The sequence below is a fragment of the Pseudomonas sp. genome (assembly GCF_030696055.1).
In the GTDB taxonomy this organism is placed as follows: Bacteria; Pseudomonadota; Gammaproteobacteria; order Pseudomonadales; family Pseudomonadaceae; genus Aquipseudomonas.
Genome location: NZ_JAUYNP010000090.1, coordinates 17,023 through 38,325 on the forward strand (window position 1 = coordinate 17,023; position 21,303 = coordinate 38,325).

22 protein-coding genes are annotated in these 21,303 nt (G+C 64.7%); 9 read left to right on the plus strand and 13 right to left on the minus strand.

Annotated elements, in window-relative coordinates:
• The first annotated feature begins 90 nt into the window (after positions 1-90).
• Positions 91-1,404, plus strand: coding sequence for an FAD-binding oxidoreductase (locus Q8Q83_RS05305; RefSeq protein WP_305621775.1), 1,314 nt, complete (start codon positions 91-93; stop codon positions 1,402-1,404).
• 160 nt (positions 1,405-1,564) lie between these two features.
• Here the strand turns inward: Q8Q83_RS05305 and Q8Q83_RS05310 are convergent, their stop codons facing one another.
• Positions 1,565-2,248 (minus strand): Crp/Fnr family transcriptional regulator, encoded by a 684-nt coding sequence (locus Q8Q83_RS05310; protein WP_305621777.1) that lies wholly within the window; start codon positions 2,246-2,248, stop codon positions 1,565-1,567.
• Between the two features lie 90 nt (positions 2,249-2,338).
• On the opposite strand from Q8Q83_RS05310, the gene Q8Q83_RS05315 reads away from it, so the two are divergent.
• The 3 genes from Q8Q83_RS05315 (at position 2,339) to Q8Q83_RS05325 (ending at position 4,814) form a co-directional block, all read left to right on the plus strand.
• Entirely contained in the window at positions 2,339-2,863 is a 525-nt protein-coding gene (locus Q8Q83_RS05315; protein ID WP_305621779.1) for a DUF962 domain-containing protein, read from the plus strand.
• Positions 2,864-3,147: 284 nt separating this feature from the next.
• On the plus strand, positions 3,148-3,786 hold the full coding sequence (locus tag Q8Q83_RS05320; RefSeq protein ID WP_305621781.1) for an NAD(P)-dependent oxidoreductase: 639 nt from the start codon (positions 3,148-3,150) through the stop codon (positions 3,784-3,786).
• 119 nt (positions 3,787-3,905) lie between these two features.
• A complete protein-coding gene (locus Q8Q83_RS05325; protein ID WP_305621783.1) occupies positions 3,906-4,814 on the plus strand; it encodes an alpha/beta fold hydrolase in 909 nt (302 codons plus the stop codon).
• A gap of 249 nt (positions 4,815-5,063) precedes the next feature.
• Here Q8Q83_RS05325 and Q8Q83_RS05330 read toward each other — a convergent pair whose 3' ends face one another.
• The 4 genes from Q8Q83_RS05330 to hemF form a co-directional block, all read right to left on the minus strand.
• A complete protein-coding gene (locus Q8Q83_RS05330; RefSeq protein WP_305621784.1) occupies positions 5,064-5,807 on the minus strand; it encodes a hypothetical protein in 744 nt (247 codons plus the stop codon).
• 129 nt (positions 5,808-5,936) lie between these two features.
• Positions 5,937-6,563, minus strand: coding sequence for a bifunctional 2-polyprenyl-6-hydroxyphenol methylase/3-demethylubiquinol 3-O-methyltransferase UbiG (locus Q8Q83_RS05335; protein WP_305621786.1), 627 nt, complete (start codon positions 6,561-6,563; stop codon positions 5,937-5,939).
• A 5-nt stretch (positions 6,564-6,568) separates the two neighbouring features.
• Entirely contained in the window at positions 6,569-7,393 is an 825-nt protein-coding gene (gene aroE, locus Q8Q83_RS05340; protein ID WP_305621788.1) for a shikimate dehydrogenase, read from the minus strand.
• A 155-nt stretch (positions 7,394-7,548) separates the two neighbouring features.
• Entirely contained in the window at positions 7,549-8,463 is a 915-nt protein-coding gene (gene hemF, locus Q8Q83_RS05345; RefSeq protein ID WP_305621789.1) for an oxygen-dependent coproporphyrinogen oxidase, read from the minus strand.
• 217 nt (positions 8,464-8,680) lie between these two features.
• Here hemF and Q8Q83_RS05350 point away from each other — a divergent pair, with 217 nt between their 5' ends.
• Positions 8,681-9,658 (plus strand): NADPH:quinone reductase, encoded by a 978-nt coding sequence (locus Q8Q83_RS05350; protein ID WP_305621791.1) that lies wholly within the window; start codon positions 8,681-8,683, stop codon positions 9,656-9,658.
• An 83-nt stretch (positions 9,659-9,741) separates the two neighbouring features.
• Here Q8Q83_RS05350 and Q8Q83_RS05355 read toward each other — a convergent pair whose 3' ends face one another.
• Positions 9,742-9,972, minus strand: coding sequence for a DUF1161 domain-containing protein (locus Q8Q83_RS05355; protein WP_305621793.1), 231 nt, complete (start codon positions 9,970-9,972; stop codon positions 9,742-9,744).
• A complete protein-coding gene (locus Q8Q83_RS05360; protein ID WP_305621795.1) occupies positions 9,965-11,110 on the minus strand; it encodes an aminopeptidase in 1,146 nt (381 codons plus the stop codon). Before Q8Q83_RS05360 ends, Q8Q83_RS05355 begins: the two co-directional genes overlap by 8 nt.
• Before the next feature lie 86 nt (positions 11,111-11,196).
• On the opposite strand from Q8Q83_RS05360, the gene Q8Q83_RS05365 reads away from it, so the two are divergent.
• Positions 11,197-11,616 carry a hypothetical protein gene (locus Q8Q83_RS05365; protein ID WP_305621797.1) on the plus strand — a complete coding sequence of 140 codons (420 nt, stop codon included), beginning with the start codon at positions 11,197-11,199 and terminating at the stop codon, positions 11,614-11,616.
• Between the two features lie 22 nt (positions 11,617-11,638).
• On the opposite strand, the gene Q8Q83_RS05370 is transcribed toward Q8Q83_RS05365, so the two are convergent.
• From Q8Q83_RS05370 to Q8Q83_RS05380, 3 genes are all read right to left on the minus strand, one after another.
• Positions 11,639-12,634: an LLM class flavin-dependent oxidoreductase gene (locus Q8Q83_RS05370; RefSeq protein ID WP_305621799.1), complete on the minus strand. Its 996-nt coding sequence runs from the start codon at positions 12,632-12,634 to the stop codon at positions 11,639-11,641.
• Between the two features lie 343 nt (positions 12,635-12,977).
• The gene (locus Q8Q83_RS05375; protein WP_305621801.1) at positions 12,978-13,193 is read right to left on the minus strand and encodes a dodecin; all 216 of its coding nucleotides are present in this window, start codon (positions 13,191-13,193) and stop codon (positions 12,978-12,980) included.
• 124 nt (positions 13,194-13,317) lie between these two features.
• On the minus strand, positions 13,318-14,208 hold the full coding sequence (locus Q8Q83_RS05380; RefSeq protein WP_305621803.1) for a LysR family transcriptional regulator: 891 nt from the start codon (positions 14,206-14,208) through the stop codon (positions 13,318-13,320).
• Between the two features lie 107 nt (positions 14,209-14,315).
• On the opposite strand from Q8Q83_RS05380, the gene trpB reads away from it, so the two are divergent.
• From trpB to Q8Q83_RS05395, 3 genes are all read left to right on the plus strand, one after another.
• Positions 14,316-15,542, plus strand: coding sequence for a tryptophan synthase subunit beta (gene trpB, locus Q8Q83_RS05385; RefSeq protein WP_305621805.1), 1,227 nt, complete (start codon positions 14,316-14,318; stop codon positions 15,540-15,542).
• On the plus strand, positions 15,539-16,348 hold the full coding sequence (trpA, locus tag Q8Q83_RS05390; protein WP_305621806.1) for a tryptophan synthase subunit alpha: 810 nt from the start codon (positions 15,539-15,541) through the stop codon (positions 16,346-16,348). The genes trpB and trpA overlap by 4 nt, the downstream gene beginning before the upstream one ends.
• Positions 16,349-16,527: 179 nt before the next feature.
• The gene (locus tag Q8Q83_RS05395; RefSeq protein ID WP_305621808.1) at positions 16,528-17,160 is read left to right on the plus strand and encodes a TetR/AcrR family transcriptional regulator; all 633 of its coding nucleotides are present in this window, start codon (positions 16,528-16,530) and stop codon (positions 17,158-17,160) included.
• 189 nt (positions 17,161-17,349) lie between these two features.
• On the opposite strand, the gene argA is transcribed toward Q8Q83_RS05395, so the two are convergent.
• The 3 genes from argA to Q8Q83_RS05410 form a co-directional block, all read right to left on the minus strand.
• Positions 17,350-18,648, minus strand: coding sequence for an amino-acid N-acetyltransferase (gene argA, locus Q8Q83_RS05400; protein ID WP_305621810.1), 1,299 nt, complete (start codon positions 18,646-18,648; stop codon positions 17,350-17,352).
• Between the two features lie 139 nt (positions 18,649-18,787).
• A complete protein-coding gene (gene argE, locus Q8Q83_RS05405; RefSeq protein ID WP_305621812.1) occupies positions 18,788-19,939 on the minus strand; it encodes an acetylornithine deacetylase in 1,152 nt (383 codons plus the stop codon).
• A 72-nt stretch (positions 19,940-20,011) separates the two neighbouring features.
• Positions 20,012-21,277 carry an inorganic phosphate transporter gene (locus tag Q8Q83_RS05410; RefSeq protein WP_305621814.1) on the minus strand — a complete coding sequence of 422 codons (1,266 nt, stop codon included), beginning with the start codon at positions 21,275-21,277 and terminating at the stop codon, positions 20,012-20,014.
• Positions 21,278-21,303 lie beyond the last annotated feature (26 nt).

Genomic DNA, 21,303 nt, shown 5'->3' on the forward strand with positions numbered 1-21,303 from the left:
ATTTCCCCAACCCGGATGCACTCCGGGCTACGACCGAAACCGAATAAGAACAGCCTGCCCGAATGGGGCCGGCCACAGAGGAAAACCACGATGAACGCCGCGATAAAACCCGTGACGCCCGCCGCCGAACGCTGCCCGTCCTACTACAGCGCCACCCTCAACGAGGAAACCCACTACCCGACCCTGCAGGGTGAGATCAGCGTCGATGTGGTGATTATCGGCGGCGGCTTTACCGGCGTGGCCAGCGCCGTGGAGCTGGCCGAGCGCGGCCTCAAGGTGGCCATAGTCGAGGCGCATAAGATCGGCTGGGGCGCCACCGGGCGCAACGGCGGCCAGGTCACCGGCAGCCTGTCGGGCGACGAGGCCATGCGCAAGCAGATGCGCAACAGCCTGGGCGAGGAAGTCGACGACTTTATCTGGCACCTGCGCTGGCGCGGCCACCAGATCATCAAGAGCCGGGTGGAGAAATACGGCATCCAGTGCGACCTCAAGCATGGCCACCTGCACGCGGCGATGAAACCGGTGCATATGCAGGAACTGGAAGCCTCCTACGCCGAAGCGGTGCGCCGCGGCATGGCGGGTGACGTGACCCTGCTCGACCGCGCCGGGGTGCAGAGCCACCTGGCCAGCGACCTGTACTGCGGCGCGCTGAAGAACAGCCGCAATATGCACCTGCATCCGCTCAACCTGTGCATAGGCGAAGCCCGCGCCGCCGCCAGCCTGGGCGCGCTGATCTTCGAGCATTCGCCCGTACTCGACATCATCCACGGCGCCAACCCGGCGGTGGTTACTGCCGAAGGGCGGATCAATGCCAAGCAGGTGCTGCTGGCCGGCGACGTGTACCACAAGCTGGAGCCGAAGAAGCTCAAGGGCATGATCTTCCCGGCCATGGGCGGCATCGTCACCACCGCGCCGCTGGGCGAGCTGGCGAAGGAAATCAACCCGCAGGACCTGGCCGTGTACGACTGCCGCTTCGTCCTCGACTACTACCGCATGACCGCCGACGGCCGCCTGCTGTTCGGCGGCGGCTGCAACTACTCCGGGCGTGATTCGCGGGATATCGCCGCCGAACTGCGCCCCGGCATCGAGCAGACCTTCCCGCAGCTCAAGGGCGTCGCCATTGATTTTCAGTGGAGCTGCGCCATGGGCATCGTGATCAACCGCATCCCGCAGCTGGGCAAGCTGTCGGACAACGTCTGGTACTGCCAGGGCTACTCCGGCCACGGCATCGCTACCACCCATATCATGGGCGAGATCATGGCCAACGCCCTGACCGGCACCCTCGGCCACTACGACACTTTCGCGGCCTGCAAACATATCAAGGTGCCGCTGGGCGATGTGTTCGGCAACCCGATGCTGGCCGCCGGCATGTGGTACTACCAGATGCTGGAAAAGCTGCGTTAAGCGCGACACCCTCGTAGGGCGGACATGCCGCAGGCTTGTCCGCCGCGCAGGCCAACGGCCTTATTGCGCAGCGCGTAGCCCGGATGCAATCCGGGAGCGGGTGTACGCCGCTAAATTTCCCCGGATTTTATCCGGGCTACAAAAATGCCCGGTGGCGGTCTTATTGCGCGGTTTGACGCAGGCGGGCGAGGTCGAGGATTTCGATCTCGCCATAGGTCAGGCGGACTATGCCCTGGGCCTGCAGTTCCTGGAGGATCTGGTTGGTGGTCTGCCGGGAAATCGCCAACATCAAGGCCAGCTGCTCCTGGGGCAGTTGCAGCAGCCGGCGCGGCTCGCCCTCGCCGTAGTTCTCCGCCATCAGCAACAGGCGCCTGGCCAGACGCGGGGCGGCGGGCAGCAGGCTCATCTCTTCCAGGGCGATAAAGGCCAGGCGCAGTTTCTGGCTCATCAACAGGGCGAAGTCGCGCCAGTACTGCGGCTGCCGTTCGAGCAGCGCCAACAGGCTGGCCTGGGGCACCTGCAGCAGGGTGCAGGGACCTTCGGCGAAGGCGTCGTGGGTACGCGGCTGGCCATCGAACAGGGAGATTTCGCCGAACCAGTAGGGCGGCTCGACCAGGGTCAGCAGCGCCTCCTTGCCGCTGGCGCTGACCGCGCCGATGCGCATGGCGCCCTCGACCACGGCATACAGGCCGCTGGGCTTATCGCCACGGCGAAACAGCGCCTGCCCGGCGTCCAGGCGCTGCACCAAGGCGGCAGCCAGCAAGGCCTGCTGCAAGGCGGCGGGCAGGGCGCTGAACCAGTGACCTTCACTGAGGCGGGCTTGGTAGGCGCTGGCGGCGTGCATGGGCTTCTCCCGGTTTGTCGGCTAGCTGACAGAGCGGCGCGGTGCGCCGAGTGCAAGCTCTGCCCATCAGCCTGCGTGAGGAACAAAATAATGAAAACCCTAGTCGAGCATCTGAGCCAATACGCCGCCTATCACCGCGACCGGCGCAATATCGCCAGCCACTTTATCGGCATTCCGCTGATCGTGCTGGCGGTGGCCGTGCTGCTGTCGCGCCCCGGTTTCGAACTGCTGAGTCTATGGCTGTCGCCGGCGCTGCTGACCGCGCTGGCGGCGGGAATTTTCTATCTGCGCCTGGACCTGCGTTTCGGCCTGCTGATGAGCGCGCTGCTGGGCCTGTGCCTATGGGCCGGCGCGGCCCTGGCGACGCAGACCACCGCGGTCTGGCTTAGCGGGGGGCTGGGCCTGTTTGTGCTCGGCTGGGTGATCCAGTTTGTCGGCCATTACTACGAGGGGCGCAAGCCGGCTTTTGTCGACGACCTTATGGGCCTGGTCATAGGCCCGCTGTTCGTCGCCGCCGAGGCGGCCTTTCTGCTCGGCCTGCGCCACGAGGTGGAACAGGCGGTGATCGAGCGCGCCGGACCGACCTGCATCCGCGACAAGCGCGTCAGCAGCTAAGGCCTAGAAGCTGTTTCTGATCTCGTGGGCTAGAGCGAGACAAGGCGCTAGGTAGCAACAGCCTTCGGCGACGGCGGCAAACACCAGCAGGGCATTGAGGTCCAACTTTGTCCCGCTCATGGGTTCGGTTATGGGTTCGATCGCGGTTAGAGACACGGCAATCAGTTTAGAAATGCTTAGCGGTCTATCCTGTTTATCGCCGTTTATTCATGCAATCGCGACCGGGATGATGGCTCCCGCCCCAAACACACCCAAGCCCACTGAGTCACCACAGGAGCAACCCCATGAAAATCGCCATCATCGGCGCCAGCGGCTATGTCGGCTCAGCCTTGCTAAACGAAGCCCTGGCCCGCGGCCATAGCGTCACCGCGTTGGTATCCAACCCCGACAAGCTAGCGACCCACGAAGGCCTAAGCGTAGTCAAGGCCGATGCCCTGAACACCGAGAGCCTGAGCGCCAGCTTGCGCGGTCACGAGGCGGTGATCAGCGCCTTCAGCGGCCATGCGCACAGCGATGTGCTCAGCTATTACCTGAACGGTTTCCAGTCCATAGTCGCCGCGACCAAACAAGCGGCGGTGCCACGTTTGCTGATGGTTGGCGGTGCCGGCAGCCTGCTGGTCGCGCCTGGCCTGCAATTGGTCGACACGCCACAATTCCCGGCGCAATGGAAAGCGACTGCCGAGGGTGCCCGTCAGGCGCTGCGTTTACTGCAAGACGAAATAGCCTTGGATTGGACCATGCTGAGCCCCTCCGCGCATCTGGAGCCGGGTGCGCGCAGCGCCAAATTCCGCCTTGGCGGTGATCAATTACTGGCCGATGCCAAGGGTGAAAGTCGCATTTCGCTGGCCGATTACGCGCTCGCCATGATCGATGAACTGGAGCGCCCAGCGCACCGCCGGCAGCGCTTCACGGTTGGCTACTGAGCCACTGGTTTTGCACACAGGCTCGCCACTGCGAGCGGACTGTCAACCACGCAAGTCCGCTCGCTAAACACCCCGACGCCATAGCCAGACCCCGAAAGCCCATTTGCAAGGACAGCCAGATGACCGCTTTTCAACTTCCTAAGGCTTTTCACCTTCCAGATATTGCCCACCGCCATCTCGACATCGATGGCTTGCGCATTTTCTATCGCGAGACCGGCCCGATCGATGCGCCGACCTTACTGCTGCTGCACGGCTTCCCCTCCGCGTCGCACCAATTTCGCCGGCTGTTCGATGCGCTCGGCCAGCACTTTCATCTGATCGCGCCGGATTACCCTGGTTTTGGCCACAGCGATGCGCCGGCGTCAGCACGCGAGGGCGGCACGCTCCACTACAGTTTCGATCTGCTGGCCGATGTGATGGAAAAATTCTGCCAGCAATTGCAGCTGCAGCGCTTCTCGCTCTACCTGTTCGACTTCGGTGCGCCGGTTGGATTTCGCTTGGCCACGCGGCATCCAGAGTGGATTGCCGGCCTGATCATCCAAAATGGCAACGCCTATGTAGAAGGGCTCAGTGAGTTGGCAAAAGGCATGATCAGCCTGCGTCCCGGTGTTGCCGACGCCGAGGCCAAAATTGCCGATATTCTGACGCTGCCGATAACGCAAATGCAGTATCTCGGCGGCACCACGCAAGCAGAATTGGTCGCGCCAGAAGGCTGGACACTGGATCAGCATTTTCTGGATCAGCCCGGCCGCAAAGCCATTCAGATCGACCTGGCGCTCGACTATCACCGCAATGTTGCGCTGTATCCAGAATGGCAAGCTTGGTTACGCCAACATCAGCCACCTACATTGATCGTCTGGGGTCGCAACGATGCCTTCTTTCCCGAGGCTGGCGCTCACGCCTATTTGCGCGACTTGCCCTCCGCTGCGCTGCACGTGTTGGATACCGGGCATTTCGCCTTGGAAGAAAAGCTGCCGCAGATTGCGCCGTTAATCGCGAACTTTCTGCAGCAGAACGTTGCCGGTTGAAATAACGGCAAAAGATCCTGTTGCTCTCGAAACCGACGGAATCAAGGTCGAATTGCAATATCGATTAAATTCAGTTCAGCGGCGAAAGCATCGGCTCGATTGCCGTAGCCAGCGCGAGTGAGAGCGTGCGTACGTGGATAGCAAACGGGGCGCCGTAGCGCCCCGTTTGTATTTCCGTCTACTTCCGTTTGCACTGGCCTGCAACACTGTATTGCTGTCGACGTCTTGCAGCAGAGCGTGCCCAGGTTCTTAGAACATCGTCATCCACTGCTCGGTAAAGGCGCGGGTGTGGCGGTACACGGTGATGGGCGCGAAGGGACGGCCGGAGGCGCTTTGCAGGGCGCTGCTCTGGCTGTTCAGGTCGTTTAGCGCGGCCTTGAGGTATTCCCAGCGGGTTTTCAGCTTGCCCAGCTCGGCATGCGCCTTGGGGTCCAGGGCCGCCAGTTCGCTATCCACAGCCGGCACCAGCTTGCGCTCATCCTGGCCGAGGTAGGTGTCGGTCTGCTCGCGGGCGATTTCGAAGTTGCCGAAATAGGAACGGCTGAGGTACTGCACCGAGAGGTATTCCAGCTTGGCCGCCAGTTCGCTGTCGCCGGCCGCCGCCAGCTTGCGGGCTTGATCCAGCACCCCGAGCAAGGCCTTGCTCAGCTCTTCCGGGTAGCGCCAGGGCATATCCTCTTCGCCGGGACCGAAGGCCACGCCGCGACGGATCTGCACCACCAGCTCCTGATGCGCGCTGCGCAGCGTATCCGAGCCTTGCGGCAGGCTTTGCACGGCGCCCGCCAGGGCTTGCAGATCGGTCTCCAGGGCCTCCTGATGTTTCTTTTGGAAACCTTCACCGCGTAACAGCATCAGGCTACTGGTGACCCGGCTGGCCTGCACCTGCACCTGCTCCTGGGGAGTGGCGGCCTCGGCGAAGGCCAGCGGCAGAAGGCCGGCAAACAGCCCGAGGGTCCAGATAACTAGAGGGCGAAACAACGACTTAAAACGCATTCAGGGGGTGCTCCTTATTATTGTTGTGAGCAGTGCCGATGGCGGCTGGGTCCATCGCTATACCGGGCCTAGGGTACCAGGCCGGCGACCCGCTGAAAGTAGCCTTTAGAGTGATTTCGTCGGCTGCCTCTACCCCCTGCGCCAGACGCTGGCCAGCCAGGGTTGCTGCTCGCGCGGCAGGCCCGCCGGGCGGTAGTAATGTTCCAGCTCGCTAAAGCCGGCGGCCGCCAGCAGGGTGCGCCAGTTGGCCCAATCGTAATAGGCGCCGTAGCGCTCGCCCTGCCAACCTTCCTGGTTGTCGCCCCGCGGGTTGGAGCTAAATAGCACACCGCCCGGCTTCAGCGCCGCATGCAACTGGCGCAGCACCCGCGGCAGCTCCTGGCTGGGGATATGAAACAGCACGGCGTTGGCGAAGATGCCGTCGAAGCGCTGATCCGGCAGATCCAGGGCGAGGAAGTCCTGCAGCCAGGCTTCGCAGCCACTGTCGGCGCGGGCCATCTCGATAAAGCGCAGGCAGCCATCCAGGCCGACGGCCACATGGCCCAGGGCGCTAAAGGTGCGCAGGTCGCGGCCCGGGCCGCAGCCGAAATCGAGGATCTGGTAGGGCGCCTGCGCCTGGATATGCGTGAGCAGGGCGGCGATATTCTGGCTGACGTCATGCTCGCGGGTGCCTTGGCGAAAGTCCTCGGCGCAGTCCTGATAATGCCCCAGGGTCAGGGCGCTGATCCGCGCCAGTTCGTCCGCGCTTAACGGCATGGGCCTCAGCCCTCGGCCAACAGGCGGCGCAGTTCGGCCAGCACCGGTGCGCTGTCCGGGCGCACGCCGCGCCACAGGTAGAAGGCTTCGGCGGCCTGTTCCACCAGCATGCCCAGACCGTCCAAAGTACGCGCTGCACCCTGATCAAAGGCCCAGCGGCTGAAGGCGGTCGGCTCCTTGCCGTACATCATGTCGTAGCACAGCGTATGACCGGGCTGGATCAGGCTCGGCGCAATGGGTGGCAGCTCGCCGGCCAGGCTGGCCGAGGTGCCGTTGATGATCAGATCCACCGGCGCGTCCAGCCAGTCGAAACCGCTGGCCGCCAGCGGGCCCAGATCGGCGAATTCGTGCACCAGCTGCTCGGCTTTCGCCACCGTGCGGTTGGCTATCACCAGGGCCGCCGGTTGCTCGGCCAGCAAGGGCTCCAGCACCCCGCGCACCGCGCCGCCGGCCCCCAGCAGAAGGATGCGTTTGCCCTTGAAGTCGAAACCGGCATTGACCTTGAGGTCGCGCACCAGCCCGGCGCCGTCGGTGTTATCGCCGAGCAGGCTGCCGTCTTCCAGCTTCTTCAATGTATTGACCGCGCCAGCGCGCCGGGCCCGGGGCGTCAGGCTGTCGGCCAGCTGGAAGGCCTGCTCCTTGAACGGCACGGTGACATTGCCGCCCAGGCCCTCGGCAAAGAAGGCCCGGGCAAAACCCGGGAAATCCTCCAGCGGCGCCAACAACGCTTCATAGCTCAGCTGCTGGCCGGTCTGCGCGGCGAACAGGCGATGGATCAGCGGCGACTTGCTGTGGCCTATGGGGTTGCCGAATACAGCGTAGCGGTCCATAAAAATTCCTTTCCTGTTGCAGAGCACATTCGTAGGTTGGGTTAGCGGCGCATACCCATTACAGAACGACGACGATACAAGCCGCCGCGTAACCCAACATAGCGTCGGCAGGCGCAACGCAATGGTGGGTTACGCCGCTGCGCGGCTAACCCACCCTACGTTTTTGCCAGCCAGTCGCGATCGGTCAGGAAATATTCGGTCAGGCGCGCTTCTTCGCTGCCCGGCTCGGGCTTCCAGTCGTAACCCCAGCGCACGTGGGGCGGCAGCGACATCAGGATCGATTCGGTACGCCCACCGGACTGCAGGCCGAATAGGGTGCCGCGGTCGAATACCAGGTTGAACTCGACATAACGGCCACGGCGAAACGCCTGGAATTCGCGCTCGCGTTCACCATAGGGGGTCAGCTTGCGCCGCTGCACTATGGGCATGTAGGCCGCCAGATAGGCGTCGCCGATGGCCCGCACAAAGGCGAAGCTGGTGTCGAAGTCCCACTGGTTGAGGTCATCGAAGAACAGCCCGCCGATGCCGCGCGGCTCGTCGCGGTGCTTGAGGTGGAAGTAGCGGTCGCACCACTCCTTGAACCTGGGGTAGACTTCGGCGCCGAAGGGCGCGCAGGCGTCATGGGCTACCTGGTGCCAGTGCACGCAGTCTTCCTCGAAGGCGTAGTAGGGGGTCAGGTCGAAGCCGCCGCCGAACCACCAGACCGGCTCCTCGCCTGCCTTCTCGGCGCTGAAGAAACGCACATTGGCGTGGGCGGTCGGCACGTAGGGGTTTTCCGGGTGGACCACCAGGGACACGCCGAGGGCTTCGAAGCCGCGCCCGGCCAGTTCCGGACGGTGGGCGCTGGCCGAGGGCGGCAGGCTATCGCCAAACACATGGGAGAAATTCACCCCGCCTTTCTCGATCAGCGCGCCGTTCTCTATCACCCGGGTACGGCCGCCACCGCCCGCCGGACGCTGCCAGGCATCCTCGAAGAACTCGGCGCCGCCATCCTCGGCTTGCAGGGCGGCACAGATACGGTCTTGCAGATCCAGCAGGTAGGCTTTGACGGCCTCAGTACGGTCACTCACGGCGGCACCTTGAAAACGGGTAAGGCCAGTCAGCAGCGCAGGGGCTGAGCGGCGAAATCGGCAGCCAGCATAACATTTGCTTTAGGGTCTGTTGCCGTTCCACTCGCGGCAACGCGGCTCGCGATGAAACGGCAACAGACCCTAGTCCCTCGCAGTTGACGCCGGTCAATGGAGAGGATTGGATAGCACCGTCTATCCCTAGCCTGCGGAGCCCAAGATGGCCAAGCGTATCCAGTTCAGCCGCCACGGTGGCCCGGAAGTACTCGACTACCTCGACTACCAGCCCGCCACCCCCGGCCCCAACGAGGTGCGGGTGGAAAACCGGGCGATAGGTCTGAATTTTATCGACACCTATTTTCGCAGCGGCCTCTATCCGCCGGCGTCCCTGCCCTCTGGCCTGGGTAGTGAAGGCGCGGGCATAGTCGAAGCGCTGGGCTCGGCCGTCAGCCAGTTCCAGGTAGGCGACCGCGTGGCCTACGCCACCGGGCCCCTGGGCGCCTATAGCGAGCTGCATGTGTTGCCCGCCGACAAACTGGTCAAACTGCCGGACACGATCAGCTTCGAGCAGGCCGCCGCAGTCATGCTCAAGGGCCTGACCGTGCAGTACCTGCTGCGCCAGACCTTCCCGCTCAAGGGCGGTGAAACCATCCTGTTCCACGCCGCCGCTGGCGGTGTCGGCTCCTTCGCCTGCCAGTGGGCCAAGGCCCTGGGCGTGCAGCTGATCGGCACCGTCAGCTCCGCCGAGAAAGCCGCGCGGGCCAAGGAGCAGGGCGCCTGGGCGACCATCGACTACAGCCAGGAGAACGTGGCGCAGCGCGTGCTGGAGCTGACCGAGGGCAAGAAGTGCCCGGTGGTGTATGACGGCGTCGGCAAGGACACCTGGGAAACCTCCCTGGACTGCGTGGCTCCCCGCGGCCTGCTGGTCAGCTTCGGCAATGCCTCAGGCGCGGTGAGCGGGGTCAACCTGGGCATCCTGGCGCAGAAGGGCTCGTTGTTCGTCACCCGCCCGACCCTGGCCAGTTACGCCGATACCCCGGCGCGCCTACAAATGATGGCCGACGAGCTGTTCGCCATGATCGCCAGCGGCCAGCTCAAGGTCGAGATCAGCCACCGCTATGCGCTCAAGGACGCCGCCGCCGCGCAGGCGGCGCTGAGCGCCCGGCAGACCATGGGGGCGAGCATTCTGCTGCCCTAACCCAGCGCCGCTATCGGTACGTGGCATTAAATGCCACGTACCGATGCGGTTGGGGGAAGAGGGTGTTGATGGCTTTGCGGCGGTCAGGCGTTTTTCTGGTAGATGATCTTCTTGCTGCCGCCCTCGCAGCTGCCGACCACCATATTGGGGTCTTTGGCTTCGGCATTGGGCACTATTTCCAGGGTGTAGGTGCTGACACCTGAGGCCTGGATCTTCACTTCGATTTCCTTCTTCAGCTCTTCGCAGGGCTTGGGTGCCGCCAGTGCGGCGCCGCTGAGCAAGCCCAACAGCAGGGCCAGGGTCCATTTAGTCATCTTGGTGCTCCTTTATTGCACGGGGGTTAGTAGGTTGGACTGGTGCTGGGTTAGGCAAGTTCTCAGCCTTGGCGATTAGCCTTGTCAGCACCTGCTTACGTTGAGCCGCCGGGAGCCTGCCGAGCGCCTCGGCCTCTCGGTAGAAGCGCGGCCAATCGCCTTCGGCCTGTTGGAACAGGGCGGCAAAGGCCGGCACCCATCGATCGTAGAGGCCGAACGGCAGCAGCTTGGCGTTGTTCAGCGGCGCGGCTATCCAGCCGTCATAGCGCCCCTGCCCGCCCCATTCGCGGTCACGCAGGCTGCGGTACTCGGCGCGCAGGCGGGCGAACTCGGCCTGCTTGCCGGCGCGCATCTGCGCGGCCGGCAAGCCTGTGTTGTATAGCTGCTGCAGGCGCGTTCTGCTCGCCAATACCAAGGCGGTGAACTGTTCGCGTTGCCGCTCGCCCTGCGGATCGGCGGGCGCCAGGCCGCGTGCGGCACGCCACTGGCGCAAGCCCTGGCGTTCGACAAAGGTGGCGAAGGATTCGTTGAAGGCGGTGTCGTTCGCCACATACAGCTGCTGGTGCGCCAACTCGTGGAAGATCACCGCCACCAGGCGTTCGTCGCTCCAGCGCAGCATGGTGTTGAGGATAGGGTCGTCGAACCAGCCGAGGGTGGAGTAGGCCTCTACTCCGCCCAGGTAGGTATCCAGCCCCTGTTGCTGGCGCAACGCCGCCGCGCCCCGGGCCCGACTCTGGCTGTAGAAGCCGCGATAGGCCACGCAGCCGGCGATGGGAAAGCAGTGCAGTTCAGGCGCGAGGGAGAATTCCGCGGTGGCGAACAGGTTCCACAGTACAAAGGGCCGCTGGATATCGGCGTACAGCCGGTAGCTGCGATTATCCGGCAGGCCCAGCGCGGCGCTGGCGAAGCGCCGTGCCTGCAGGGCCATGGCCAGGCGCGGTCTGAGTGCGGGGTCAAGCGTCGGGTCGTCGAGCAGCTCGGCGATCGGGGTGCGGGCCTGCAGCAGTTGCAACTGCCCCTGTGCCAGCTGGCTGTAGTAATCCAGGCTGCCGCAGCCGCTCAGCCACAGCAGCGCGGCCAGGGGAGCCCAGCGCCAAGGTCGGGCGTCGAATAGGTGATTGCTAGGTTGAATGCGCATGCCCGCCACGCTAGCGCATTGCCGGTGCTGCCTCCAGTGCAGGATCGGCGTAGGCTGATTGCAGCATGCCTATTGCGGAGATCGCTATGCGTTACCTTGCCCTGATCCTCGGTGCGTCTTTCCTCGGCGCCTGCGTCTCGCCGATACCCGCGCGCGATCCCGACCAGGCCTGGGTCGCACTGCATGCCAGCGCCGGCACCCTGTTGATGGCGGATAGGCTCGATGGCCAGCGCCTCAACGATGGTCGCTACTTCCAGGTGACGCCCGGCGCCCATGAGTTGCAGGCGCGCTTCCAGTTCGAGGTGAGCAGTGGCGGTGGCCTGGACGGCGTGTACGAGCCGCGGCAGATTACCTGCGAGATCCGCGTTCGCTATGCCGACTTCGTGGCCGGCCAGCACTATCGCCTGGAAGCCCGGCCCCTGGTGATGAAGGCCCAGGCCTGGCTGTACGACGGCCAGCGCAACCTGCTGGCGCGCGGTAAGGTGCTGCGCTGCGGCACCTTCTAGCAGGCCTGCCTAGGCGCGCCATTCAGCGCAGCTGAGCGAGCAGCTCGAAGGCGTGCAAACGGTCGGCGAAGTCATACAGGTCGCAGGTGAAGATCAGCTCATCGGCACCGGTTTGCTCCAGTAACACTTCCAGGCGCGCGCGGATCTTCTCTGGGCCGCCGATCATCGCCATGCCGAGGAAACTGCCGACCGCCTCTTTCTCGTGAGGCAACCACAGGCCCTGCATGCTCGCCACTGGCGGCTTTTGCACCAGGCTGTGACCGCGGATCAGGGCGAGGATGCGCTGGTAGGCCGAGGTCGCCAGGTATTCGGCCTGCTCGTCGCTGTCCGCGGCGATCAAGGGCACACCGAGCATCACATAGGGCTTGTCGAACTCCGCCGAGGGTTTGAAGTGGTTGCGGTAGATGCGAATCGCCTCATGCATATAGCGCGGCGCGAAGTGCGAGGCGAAGGCATAGGGCAGGCCCTTCTCGCCGGCCAGCTGGGCGCTGAACAGGCTGGAGCCGAGCAGCCAGATGGGGACGTTGGTGCCGGTGCCGGGCATGGCGATCACTCGCTGATCCGGTGTGCGCGGCCCCAGGTAGCGCTGCAGCTCCTCGACATCGGCGGGGAAATCATCGGCGCTGCCGATTCGGTCGCGGCGCAGCGCCTGGGCGGTGAACTGATCGGCGCCGGGGGCGCGGCCCAGGCCCAGATCGATGCGTCCCGGATAGAGGGTGGCGAGGGTGCCGAACTGCTCGGCGATCACCAGCGGCGCGTGATTGGGCAGCATCACCCCGCCCGCACCGAGGCGAATGCGTGAGGTGCCGGCGGCCAGATAGCCGAGCAGCACGGCGGTGGCCGAGCTGGCGATGCCGTCCATATTGTGGTGCTCGGCCACCCAGAAGCGGGTGAAGCCCAGGCGTTCGACATGCTGGGCCAGCGCCAGCGAGTTGTGCAGCGCCTGTGCCGGCCCGCCGTCAGCGCGGATCGGGGCGAGATCGAGGGTGGAAAACTTGCTGCCTGCTAACGCGTTCATCGGCCCTACCTGTGGTTACCCAGTGTCAGCGCCGCCTAATTGCGGCAATGCCTGAGAACCTGCTCACGCTCTGCTGCGCATCGGTGATGCTGCGTTAAAAACAGGCTCAGAATGCTCATTTACAATGCGTAAACTCCGCTTCTTCGCCTGTTTTGACCAGCCGGAGGCTGTTACTAACGTAGCGCCTTGCCTGACCTTCGCTCGCGAGAGCGTGAACAGGTTCTAGGTTAGAGAGTGGGGCTTTTTCTATGGATTCCAAGGCTGATCATTGCCCTGAATGGGATTTGTGCGTAGCGGAGTGGACATGGCGTCGCCCTGTCCACCCTATGCAGTAGCTGGCCGCTTAGCTCGTGCTGAGGCGAAAGCCGATTTTCAGGGTGACCTGGTAATGGCCGACCTTGCCGTTCTCGATATGCCCGCGGGTTTCCGCCACCTCGAACCAGTCCATATTGCGTACCGACTTGGCGCACTCGGCCAGGGCGTTTTCGATGGCGTTTTCGATGCTGATCTTGGATGAGCCGACTATTTCGATTTTCTTGTACACATGATGATCGGACATGGCGTTGCTCCTTGGATTTGGCGTGGCATACGGCTAACGGCAAGAGTTGCCTTAGCTTCACGCTAGCCAAGCCCGCAGAAAGCACAAGGAAACGCATCACTGCGTCGCGGCTTATCACCAGGACTTATGCGCTGCCCAGTTCGGTGGCCAGCCAGCGGGCCAGGCGCTCGGCGCGGTTGTCGCGGCTGCGCAGCGGCCGCCACAACGCCAGCCGCGCCGAGGTTTCGACGAAGCCCCAGGGCGCCACCAGGCGACCCGCGGCCAGGTCGTCGGCCACCAGTTGCTGCGGTGCGATGGCCACGCCCAGGCCGGCAGCGGCGGCTTCCAGCAGGTAATACAGATGCTCAAAGCCCTGGCCGTAGCGCAGGGCGCGGCTATCCAGGCCATTACCCGCCGCCCAGCTCGGCCAGGCCTGGGGGCGCGAGCTGGTGTGCAGCAGCGGCTCGCCCAGCAGTGCCGCGGGCGGGGCCTGGATCAGTCGGTCATGGCCCTGGTAGCGTGGGCTTAGCACCGGGCCGATGCGCTCGGCGGCCAGTTCATAGACCTGCATATCCGCCGGCCAGGGCGGCTCGGCGAAGCACAGGGTGGCGTCCACGCCGGCTCGGCGTGGGTCCAGCTCGCCTTCGCTGGCCGAGAGCTGCAGGCGCAGTTCCGGCAGCTCGCGATTGAGCCGATCCAGACGCGGAATAAACCAGCGCGCCAGCAGGCTGCCGGGGCAGGCCAGGACGAAAGGCGCCTCGGCCTGCCCCTGCTGCAACTCGGCGCAGACAGTGCGCAGGCGTTCGAAGGCCTCGCCGCTGACCTCGCGCAGGCGCATGCCTGCATCTGTGAGTTTAAGGCCGCGTCCGTCCTTGGCGAACAGCGCCAGCCCCAGGTGTTCTTCCAAGGCCCGCAGCTGCCGGCTGACCGCGCCATGGGTCACGTGTAGCTCGTCGGCCGCCAGGCTGACGCTGTGCAGACGGGCGGCGGCTTCGAAGGCGCGCAGGGCATTGAGCGGCGGTAGGTCCTGGCTCATCTGTGAGTTTTCCTGACAGGTTACGGCGATCTTATCGCTTTTGCCGCGAGGCCCACAGCCTTATCCTCTATGCATTGCCTACATGCCCGACCTTCCAGGAGAACGCCATGACTTCCTTGCGCAACGGCCCCGACGCCACCGGCCTGTTCGGCCAATTCGGCGGCCAGTACGTCGCCGAAACCCTGATGCCGCTGATTCACGACCTGGCCGCCGAATACGAGAAGGCCAAGCTCGATCCCGAGTTTGCCAAGGAGCTGGCCTACTTCCAGCGCGACTACGTCGGCCGTCCCAGCCCGCTGTACTTCGCCGAACGCCTGACCGAGTTCTGCGGCGGCGCCAAGATCTACCTCAAGCGCGAAGAGCTGAACCACACAGGCGCGCACAAAATCAACAACTGCATCGGCCAGATACTCCTGGCCCGGCGCATGGGCAAGCAACGCATCATCGCCGAGACCGGCGCCGGCATGCACGGCGTGGCCACCGCCACAGTCGCCGCGCGTTTCGGCCTGGAGTGCGTGATCTATATGGGCACCACCGACATCGATCGCCAGCAGGCCAACGTGTTCCGCATGAAGCTGCTGGGTGCCACCGTGATCCCGGTGGTCGCCGGCACCGGCACCCTGAAAGACGCGATGAACGAGGCGCTGCGCGACTGGGTGACCAATGTGCACAACACCTTCTACCTGATCGGCACAGTCGCCGGCCCGCACCCCTACCCGGCCATGGTCCGCGACTTCCAGGCGGTGATAGGCCGGGAAACCCGCGAGCAACTGCAAGCCCAGGAAGGTCGTCTGCCCGATTCGCTGGTCGCCTGCATCGGCGGCGGCTCCAATGCCATGGGCCTGTTCCATCCATTCCTCGATGACGCCAGCGTCAAGATGATCGGCGTCGAAGCGGCCGGCCACGGCATCGAGACCGGCATGCACGCCGCCAGCCTCAACGGCGGCGTACCGGGCGTACTGCACGGCAACCGCACCTTCCTGCTGCAGGACGACGATGGCCAGATCATCGATGCGCATTCCATCTCCGCCGGCCTCGACTATCCAGGCATCGGCCCGGAGCACGCCTGGTTGCATGAGATCGGTCGGGTCGAGTACTGCTCCATCACCGATAACGAAGCCCTGGACGCCTTCCACAAGTGCTGTCGCCTGGAAGGCATTATCCCGGCCCTGGAGTCGTCCCACGCCTTGGCCGAAGTGTTCAAACGCGCGCCCAAGCTGCCCAAGGATCACCTGATGGTGGTCAACCTGTCCGGCCGTGGCGACAAGGATATGCAGACCGTGATGCACCATATGAGCCCACAAGTAGAACAAGAGCAGGAGAAGCACGCATGAGCCGCCTGCAGACACGCTTTGCCGAGCTGAAACAACAGAACCGCGCGGCCCTGGTGACCTTCGTCACCGCCGGCGACCCGGGCTACGACGCCTCCCTGGCGATCCTCAAGGGCTTGCCGGCTGCCGGCGCCGATGTGATCGAACTGGGCATGCCCTTCACCGATCCGATGGCCGACGGCCCGGCCATTCAACTGGCCAATATCCGTGCCCTGGGTGCCAAGCAGAACCTGGCCAAGACCCTGCAGATGGTCCGCGAGTTCCGCGCCGACAACCAGGACACGCCGCTGGTGCTGATGGGCTACTTCAACCCTATCCACTACTACGGCGTGCCGCGTTTTATCGCCGACGCCAAGGCAGCCGGCGTCGACGGCCTGATAGTGGTCGACCTGCCGCCGGAACATAACGCCGACCTGTGCGACCCGGCCCAGGCCGCCGGCCTGGACTTTATCCGCCTGACCACCCCGACCACCGACGATGCGCGCCTGCCCACCGTGCTCAACGGCAGCTCGGGCTTCGTCTATTACGTCTCGGTGGCCGGCGTTACCGGCGCCGGTGCGGCCACCCTGGAGCACGTGCAGGAAGCCGTGACCCGCCTGCGCCGGCATACCGAGCTGCCGATCAGCATCGGCTTCGGCATCCGCACTCCGGAACACGCGGCGACCATCGCCCGTCTGGCCGACGGCGTGGTGGTCGGCTCGGCCCTGGTCGACCAGATCGCCAATGCGCAGAACGATCAGCAGGCCGTGGACGGTGTGCTCAGCCTGTGTCGCCAGCTGGCGCAAGGCGTGCGCGGCGCCCGCGCTTAATAAGCAGCCGGCCCGCTGGCGTAGGGCGGACATGCCGAAGCTTTGTCCGCCTCGTGCGGCCTGGATGGCGGACAAGCCTGGCGGCATGTCCGCCCTACGAACTCTTTTGCGCATGCTTGCCGCTTGTAGCTTGCGGCGTCTTCCCGTCCAATAGCGCGTCCATAGCCGAGAGCGTCGCCATGTCGCGTCCGACCACCGTCCGCAAACCCCGCGCCAGCAGCCAGACCCGGATTGCCGTGATCCTGACGGCGGCCCGCGAATTGCTGGCCGAGCAGGGCGTGGCCAGCCTGTCGATCTACAGCGTGGCCGAGCGCGCGGGTATTCCGCCGTCCTCGGTGTATCACTTCTTCGCCAGCGTGCCGGCCCTGCTCGAGGGGCTGACCGCGGATATTCACGCGGCCTTTCGCGCCTGCCTGCAGCAGCCGGTGGAACACGCGCAGCTACGCGACTGGCGTGACCTGTCGCGGCTGGTCGAGCAGCGCATGCTGGCGATCTATGCCGCCGATGCGGCGGCGCGGCAGTTGATTCTGGCCCAGCACGGGCTGGCCGAAGTGACCCAGGCCGACCGCCAGCACGACATCGAACTGGGGCAGCTGATGCAGCTGCTGTTCGACCGTCACTTCCCCTTGCCGCAACTGCCGGCTGATGTGGATGTGTTCGCCCTGGCCATGGAGCTGGGCGACCGCGTCTATGCGCGCTCGGTGCAACTGCACGGCGAAATCACCCCGCGTATGGCCGAGGAAGGCATGCGCGTGTTCGATGCCTATCTCAGTTTGTACCTGCCGCCCCATCTGCCGAAACGAATGCTGTAGCAGCGGCCTACCGGATTAGCGCCAGGCAAGATTCGTAGGGTGGGTTAGGCGCTTATTGCATGGCTAACGGTTGACGCGCATTTGGCTGCGCCGTAACCCACCAAATGGGCTGATACCGCTTGGTGGGTTGCGCGGCACTCGCTCACCGCCGCCTTCCTTGAGTCGTGCGCTACGTGCCGCTAACCCACCCTACAGCGCCTTTTCAAATACCTGGGAATTGCGCTGGTAGTTGTATAGCGAGGCGCGGGCGGCGGGCAGGCGGTCGACGCTGCTGGGCACGAAGCCGCGCTCGCGGAACCAGTGGGCGGTGCGGGTGGTGAGCACGAACAGGGTCTTCAGGCCCTGGGCGCGGGCGCGTTCCTCGATGCGTTCGAGCAGTTCGTCGCCGCGGCCGCCATGCCGGTAGGCCGGGTTCACCGCCAGGCAGGCCAGTTCGCCGAAATCCGAGTCGGCGATCTGATACAGGGCGGCGCAGGCGATGATCAGGCCTTCGCGCTCGACTATGCTGAACTGCTCGATCTCGCGCTCCAGCACCTCGCGCGAGCGGCGCACCAGGATGCCCTGGTCTTCCAGCGGGCTGATCAGCTCGATCAGGCCGCCGACGTCCTCGATGGTCGCCTCGCGCAGGGATTCGAATTGTTCCTGGGCCACCAGGGTGCCGTTGCCGGCGCGGGTGAACAGCTCGCTGAGCAGCGCGCCGTCTTCCGCGTAGCTGACGATATGGCTGCGCCGCACGCCGCCGCTGCAGGCCTGGGCGGCGGCGTCCAGCAATTCGCCCTGGTAGCTGCTGCCCAGGCGTTGCAGGTGCGCCGGCACCTGTTGCGGGCGCAACTCGCGCACCAGCTTGCCGGCCTCGTCGAGCAAACCGCATTCGGCGCCGAACAGCAGCAGCTTGTCGGCGTCCAGGTCGATGGCGGCGCTGGTGGCGACATCCTCGCAGGCCAGGTTGAAGATCTCCCCGGTCGGCGAATAACCCAGGGGCGACAGCAGCACTATGCTGCGCTCATCCAGCAGGCGATTGATGCCCTTGCGGTCGATGCGCCGCACTTCGCCGGTGTGGTGGTAGTCGACGCCATCGACCACGCCGATCGGCCGCGCGGTGACGAAGTTGCCGCCGGTCACGCGCAGGCGCGAGCCCTGCATGGGCGAGCGCGCCATGTCCATCGACAGGCGCGCCTCGATGGCGATGCGCAACTGGCCGACGGCGTCGATCACGCACTCCAGGGTCGGCCCGTCGGTGATCCGCAGGTTGTGCTGATAGCGCGGCGTCAGGCCACGTTCGGCCAGGCGCGCTTCGATCTGCGGACGCGAGCCGTGCACCAGCACCAGGCGTACGCCGAGGCTGTGCAACAGCACCAGGTCGTGAACGATATTGCCGAAATTCGGATGGGCCACGCCCTCGCCCGGCAGCATCACCACAAAGGTGCAGTCGCGGTGGGCATTGATATAGGGCGAGGCGTGACGTAGCCAGTTAACGTGGTCGTGCATTGCTTGAATAACCTGTGTCGAGTAGGGAACGCATGGAAACGGCGCAGGGCGCGCCAGACGAGGCAGCCGAGAGCGGATTTATCGTCGCAGTTGGGGCAGCTTCACGCGTTCTCTCCTCCAGATGACACAGGAACTCGGCTCAGGATGCCGGTTGCAAACAGTAATAACTAATCAACTCGCGCAGTAGCTGCACGGTCGGCTGCAGGCGCGCCATTTCCAGGTATTCGCCCGGCTGGTGGGCGCAGTCGATATCGCCGGGGCCGAGTACCAGGGTTTCACAACCGAGCTGCTGAAGATAAGGCGCTTCGGTGCCAAATGCCACCGCGCCAGCGCTGTGCCCGGTCAGGCGCTCGGCCAGGCGCACCAGTTCGGCGTCGGCGCTTTGCTCGAAGGGCGGCACGCTGGGGAACAGCGGGGCGAAATCGATCTGCACCTGATGCTGTGCGGCCAGGGGTTGCAGCTTCTGGCGGATCGCCGCGCGCAGCATCTCCGGCTGCATGCCCGGCAGCGGGCGCAGGTCGAACTCCAGCGAGCATTGGCCGCAGATACGGTTGGGGTTGTCGCCGCCATGGATGCAGCCGAAGTTCAGGGTCGGCTGCGGCACGCCGAACTGCGGGTTGTTGAACTCGCGCTGCCACTGCGCACGCAGGCCGCGCAGCTCAGCCATCACATCCTGCATGGCCTCCAGGGCGCTATGACCGAGGCTGGGGTCGGAGGAGTGGCCGCTGCGACCGAGGATATCGATGCGTTCCATCATCACCCCCTTGTGCAGGCGAATCGGCTTGAGGCCGGTCGGTTCGCCTATCACCGCGGCGCGGCCCAGTGGCCGGCCGGCGGCGGCCAGGGCTCGGGCGCCGGCCATCGAGCTTTCTTCATCGCAGGTGGCGAGGATCAGCAGCGGCTGCTGGAAGCGCTGTGCCAGCAGGGGTTGCACCGCCTCGATGATCAGGGCGAAGAAGCCCTTCATGTCGCAGCTGCCCAGGCCCACCCAGCGACCGTCGACCTCGGTGAGCTGGAGCGGGTCGGTCTGCCACAGCGCCGCATCGAAGGGCACGGTGTCGCTGTGCCCGGCCAGCACCAGGCCGCCCGGGCCGCTGCCGTAGCTGGCGAGCAGATTAAATTTGCCAGGGGTGATTTCCTGCATCTCGCAGGCAAAGCCGAGGTCGCCGAGCCAGCCGGCCAGCAACTCGATCACCGCACGGTTGGACTGATCCCAATGGGCTTGGGTGCAACTCACCGAAGGCGTGGCGATCAGCGCGGCGAATTGGTCTTTAAGGGAAGGCAGGGGCATCGGCGGTCTCCGCAGGCAGTCTCGCCATCATAGTGGCAAGGCTGCCGCGGATAAAACCGCCGTGGGGCTAACTCAGAGGAAGATGCCGCGCAGGATAAAGAAGAACAAAATCGACAGGCCCGCACCCGCGGGTAGGGTGATGATCCAGGACATAAAGATCGAGCCGATCACGCCTAGGTTCAGTGCGCCGATACCACGGGCGATACCGATGCCCAGCACCGCGCCGACCAGGGTGTGGGTGGTGGAAACCGGCAGGCCGATGGCCGAGGCGCCCACTACCGTGGTGGCGGTGGCCAGTTCGGCGGCGAAACCGCGGCTCGGGGTCAGTTCGGTGATTTCCCGGCCTATGGTGGCGATCACCTTGTAGCCATAGGTGGCCAGGCCGATCACGATACCCACGGCGCCGAGCAGCAGCACCCAGCCTGGAACTGCAGACTTGGCGCCTATGGTCAGATCGCCGCCCGACTGGATCACCCCGACAATGGCCGCCAGAGGACCCACCGCGTTGGCCACGTCGTTGGCACCGTGGGCGAAGGCCATGGAGCAGGCGGTAAAGACCATCAGTACGGCGAAGACTTTCTCCACGCTGGCGTAGTGGAAGTCCTTGTCCGCTTCTTCGTCGACCTTGATCCGGCTAAGCAGGGCGATGCCCAGCAGCATCACCAGCGCGCCGACACCGGCGGCCAGCAGCAGGCTCTGGTTGCTGTTGAGTTCCAGGCCGATATGCTTGAGGCCCTTGGTCAGGGTCATGATCGCCACCATAAAACCGGTGGCGAACATATACAGCGGCACGAAGCGCTTGGCATTGAGGAAGGGGTTGTCGGTATTGATGATCAGCTTCTGCACGCTCATAAACAGGCCGAAGGCGACCAGGCCCGAGAGCACAGGAGTCACCACCCAGCTGGCCACGATCGGGCCGACGGCCGACCACTGCACCGCGTCAACGGACACGCCGACTGCGGCGAAGCCAATTACCGCGCCAACGATGGAGTGGGTGGTGGATACCGGCCAGCCGCGGCTGGTGGCGATCAGTAGCCAGGTGCCGGCTGCCAGCAGCGCCGACATCATGCCCAGCACCATCAGGTCGGGGGTGATCACCGAGGCGTCGACTATGCCGTTCTTGATGGTTTCGGTGACTTCACCGCCGGCCAGGTAGGCGCCGCAGAATTCGAAGACCATGGCGATACAGATCGCCTGTTTGATGGTCAGGGCTTTCGAGCCCACCGAAGTGCCCATGGCGTTGGCCACGTCGTTGGCGCCCACGCCCCAGGCCATGAAAAAGCCGAAGAGGCAGGCAAGCAGCAGCAATACGAGGCCGTAGTCCGCAATCAGAGACATAAATAATTAATCCGTAGATTCCAGAA

Excerpts from the sequence above, each read along its gene's own strand:
- Q8Q83_RS05355 (WP_305621793.1), bottom strand. The coding sequence starts at position 9,972 with ATGACTAAATGGACCCTGGCCCTGCTGTTGGGCTTGCTCAGCGGCGCC.
- Q8Q83_RS05410 (WP_305621814.1), bottom strand. The coding sequence starts at position 21,277 with ATGTCTCTGATTGCGGACTACGGCCTCGTATTGCTGCTGCTTGCCTGC.
- Q8Q83_RS05370 (WP_305621799.1), bottom strand. The coding sequence starts at position 12,634 with ATGAACGCGTTAGCAGGCAGCAAGTTTTCCACCCTCGATCTCGCCCCG.
- aroE (WP_305621788.1), bottom strand. The coding sequence starts at position 7,393 with ATGGACCGCTACGCTGTATTCGGCAACCCCATAGGCCACAGCAAGTCG.
- argE (WP_305621812.1), bottom strand. The coding sequence starts at position 19,939 with ATGCCCCTGCCTTCCCTTAAAGACCAATTCGCCGCGCTGATCGCCACG.
- Q8Q83_RS05365 (WP_305621797.1), top strand. The coding sequence starts at position 11,197 with ATGCGTTACCTTGCCCTGATCCTCGGTGCGTCTTTCCTCGGCGCCTGC.
- Q8Q83_RS05350 (WP_305621791.1), top strand. The coding sequence starts at position 8,681 with ATGGCCAAGCGTATCCAGTTCAGCCGCCACGGTGGCCCGGAAGTACTC.
- Q8Q83_RS05315 (WP_305621779.1), top strand. The coding sequence starts at position 2,339 with ATGAAAACCCTAGTCGAGCATCTGAGCCAATACGCCGCCTATCACCGC.
- Q8Q83_RS05380 (WP_305621803.1), bottom strand. The coding sequence starts at position 14,208 with ATGAGCCAGGACCTACCGCCGCTCAATGCCCTGCGCGCCTTCGAAGCC.
- Q8Q83_RS05375 (WP_305621801.1), bottom strand. The coding sequence starts at position 13,193 with ATGTCCGATCATCATGTGTACAAGAAAATCGAAATAGTCGGCTCATCC.
- argA (WP_305621810.1), bottom strand. The coding sequence starts at position 18,648 with ATGCACGACCACGTTAACTGGCTACGTCACGCCTCGCCCTATATCAAT.
- Q8Q83_RS05330 (WP_305621784.1), bottom strand. The coding sequence starts at position 5,807 with ATGCGTTTTAAGTCGTTGTTTCGCCCTCTAGTTATCTGGACCCTCGGG.
- Q8Q83_RS05305 (WP_305621775.1), top strand. The coding sequence starts at position 91 with ATGAACGCCGCGATAAAACCCGTGACGCCCGCCGCCGAACGCTGCCCG.
- Q8Q83_RS05310 (WP_305621777.1), bottom strand. The coding sequence starts at position 2,248 with ATGCACGCCGCCAGCGCCTACCAAGCCCGCCTCAGTGAAGGTCACTGG.
- Q8Q83_RS05320 (WP_305621781.1), top strand. The coding sequence starts at position 3,148 with ATGAAAATCGCCATCATCGGCGCCAGCGGCTATGTCGGCTCAGCCTTG.
- trpB (WP_305621805.1), top strand. The coding sequence starts at position 14,316 with ATGACTTCCTTGCGCAACGGCCCCGACGCCACCGGCCTGTTCGGCCAA.
- Q8Q83_RS05335 (WP_305621786.1), bottom strand. The coding sequence starts at position 6,563 with ATGCCGTTAAGCGCGGACGAACTGGCGCGGATCAGCGCCCTGACCCTG.
- Q8Q83_RS05360 (WP_305621795.1), bottom strand. The coding sequence starts at position 11,110 with ATGCGCATTCAACCTAGCAATCACCTATTCGACGCCCGACCTTGGCGC.
- Q8Q83_RS05325 (WP_305621783.1), top strand. The coding sequence starts at position 3,906 with ATGACCGCTTTTCAACTTCCTAAGGCTTTTCACCTTCCAGATATTGCC.
- Q8Q83_RS05395 (WP_305621808.1), top strand. The coding sequence starts at position 16,528 with ATGTCGCGTCCGACCACCGTCCGCAAACCCCGCGCCAGCAGCCAGACC.
- trpA (WP_305621806.1), top strand. The coding sequence starts at position 15,539 with ATGAGCCGCCTGCAGACACGCTTTGCCGAGCTGAAACAACAGAACCGC.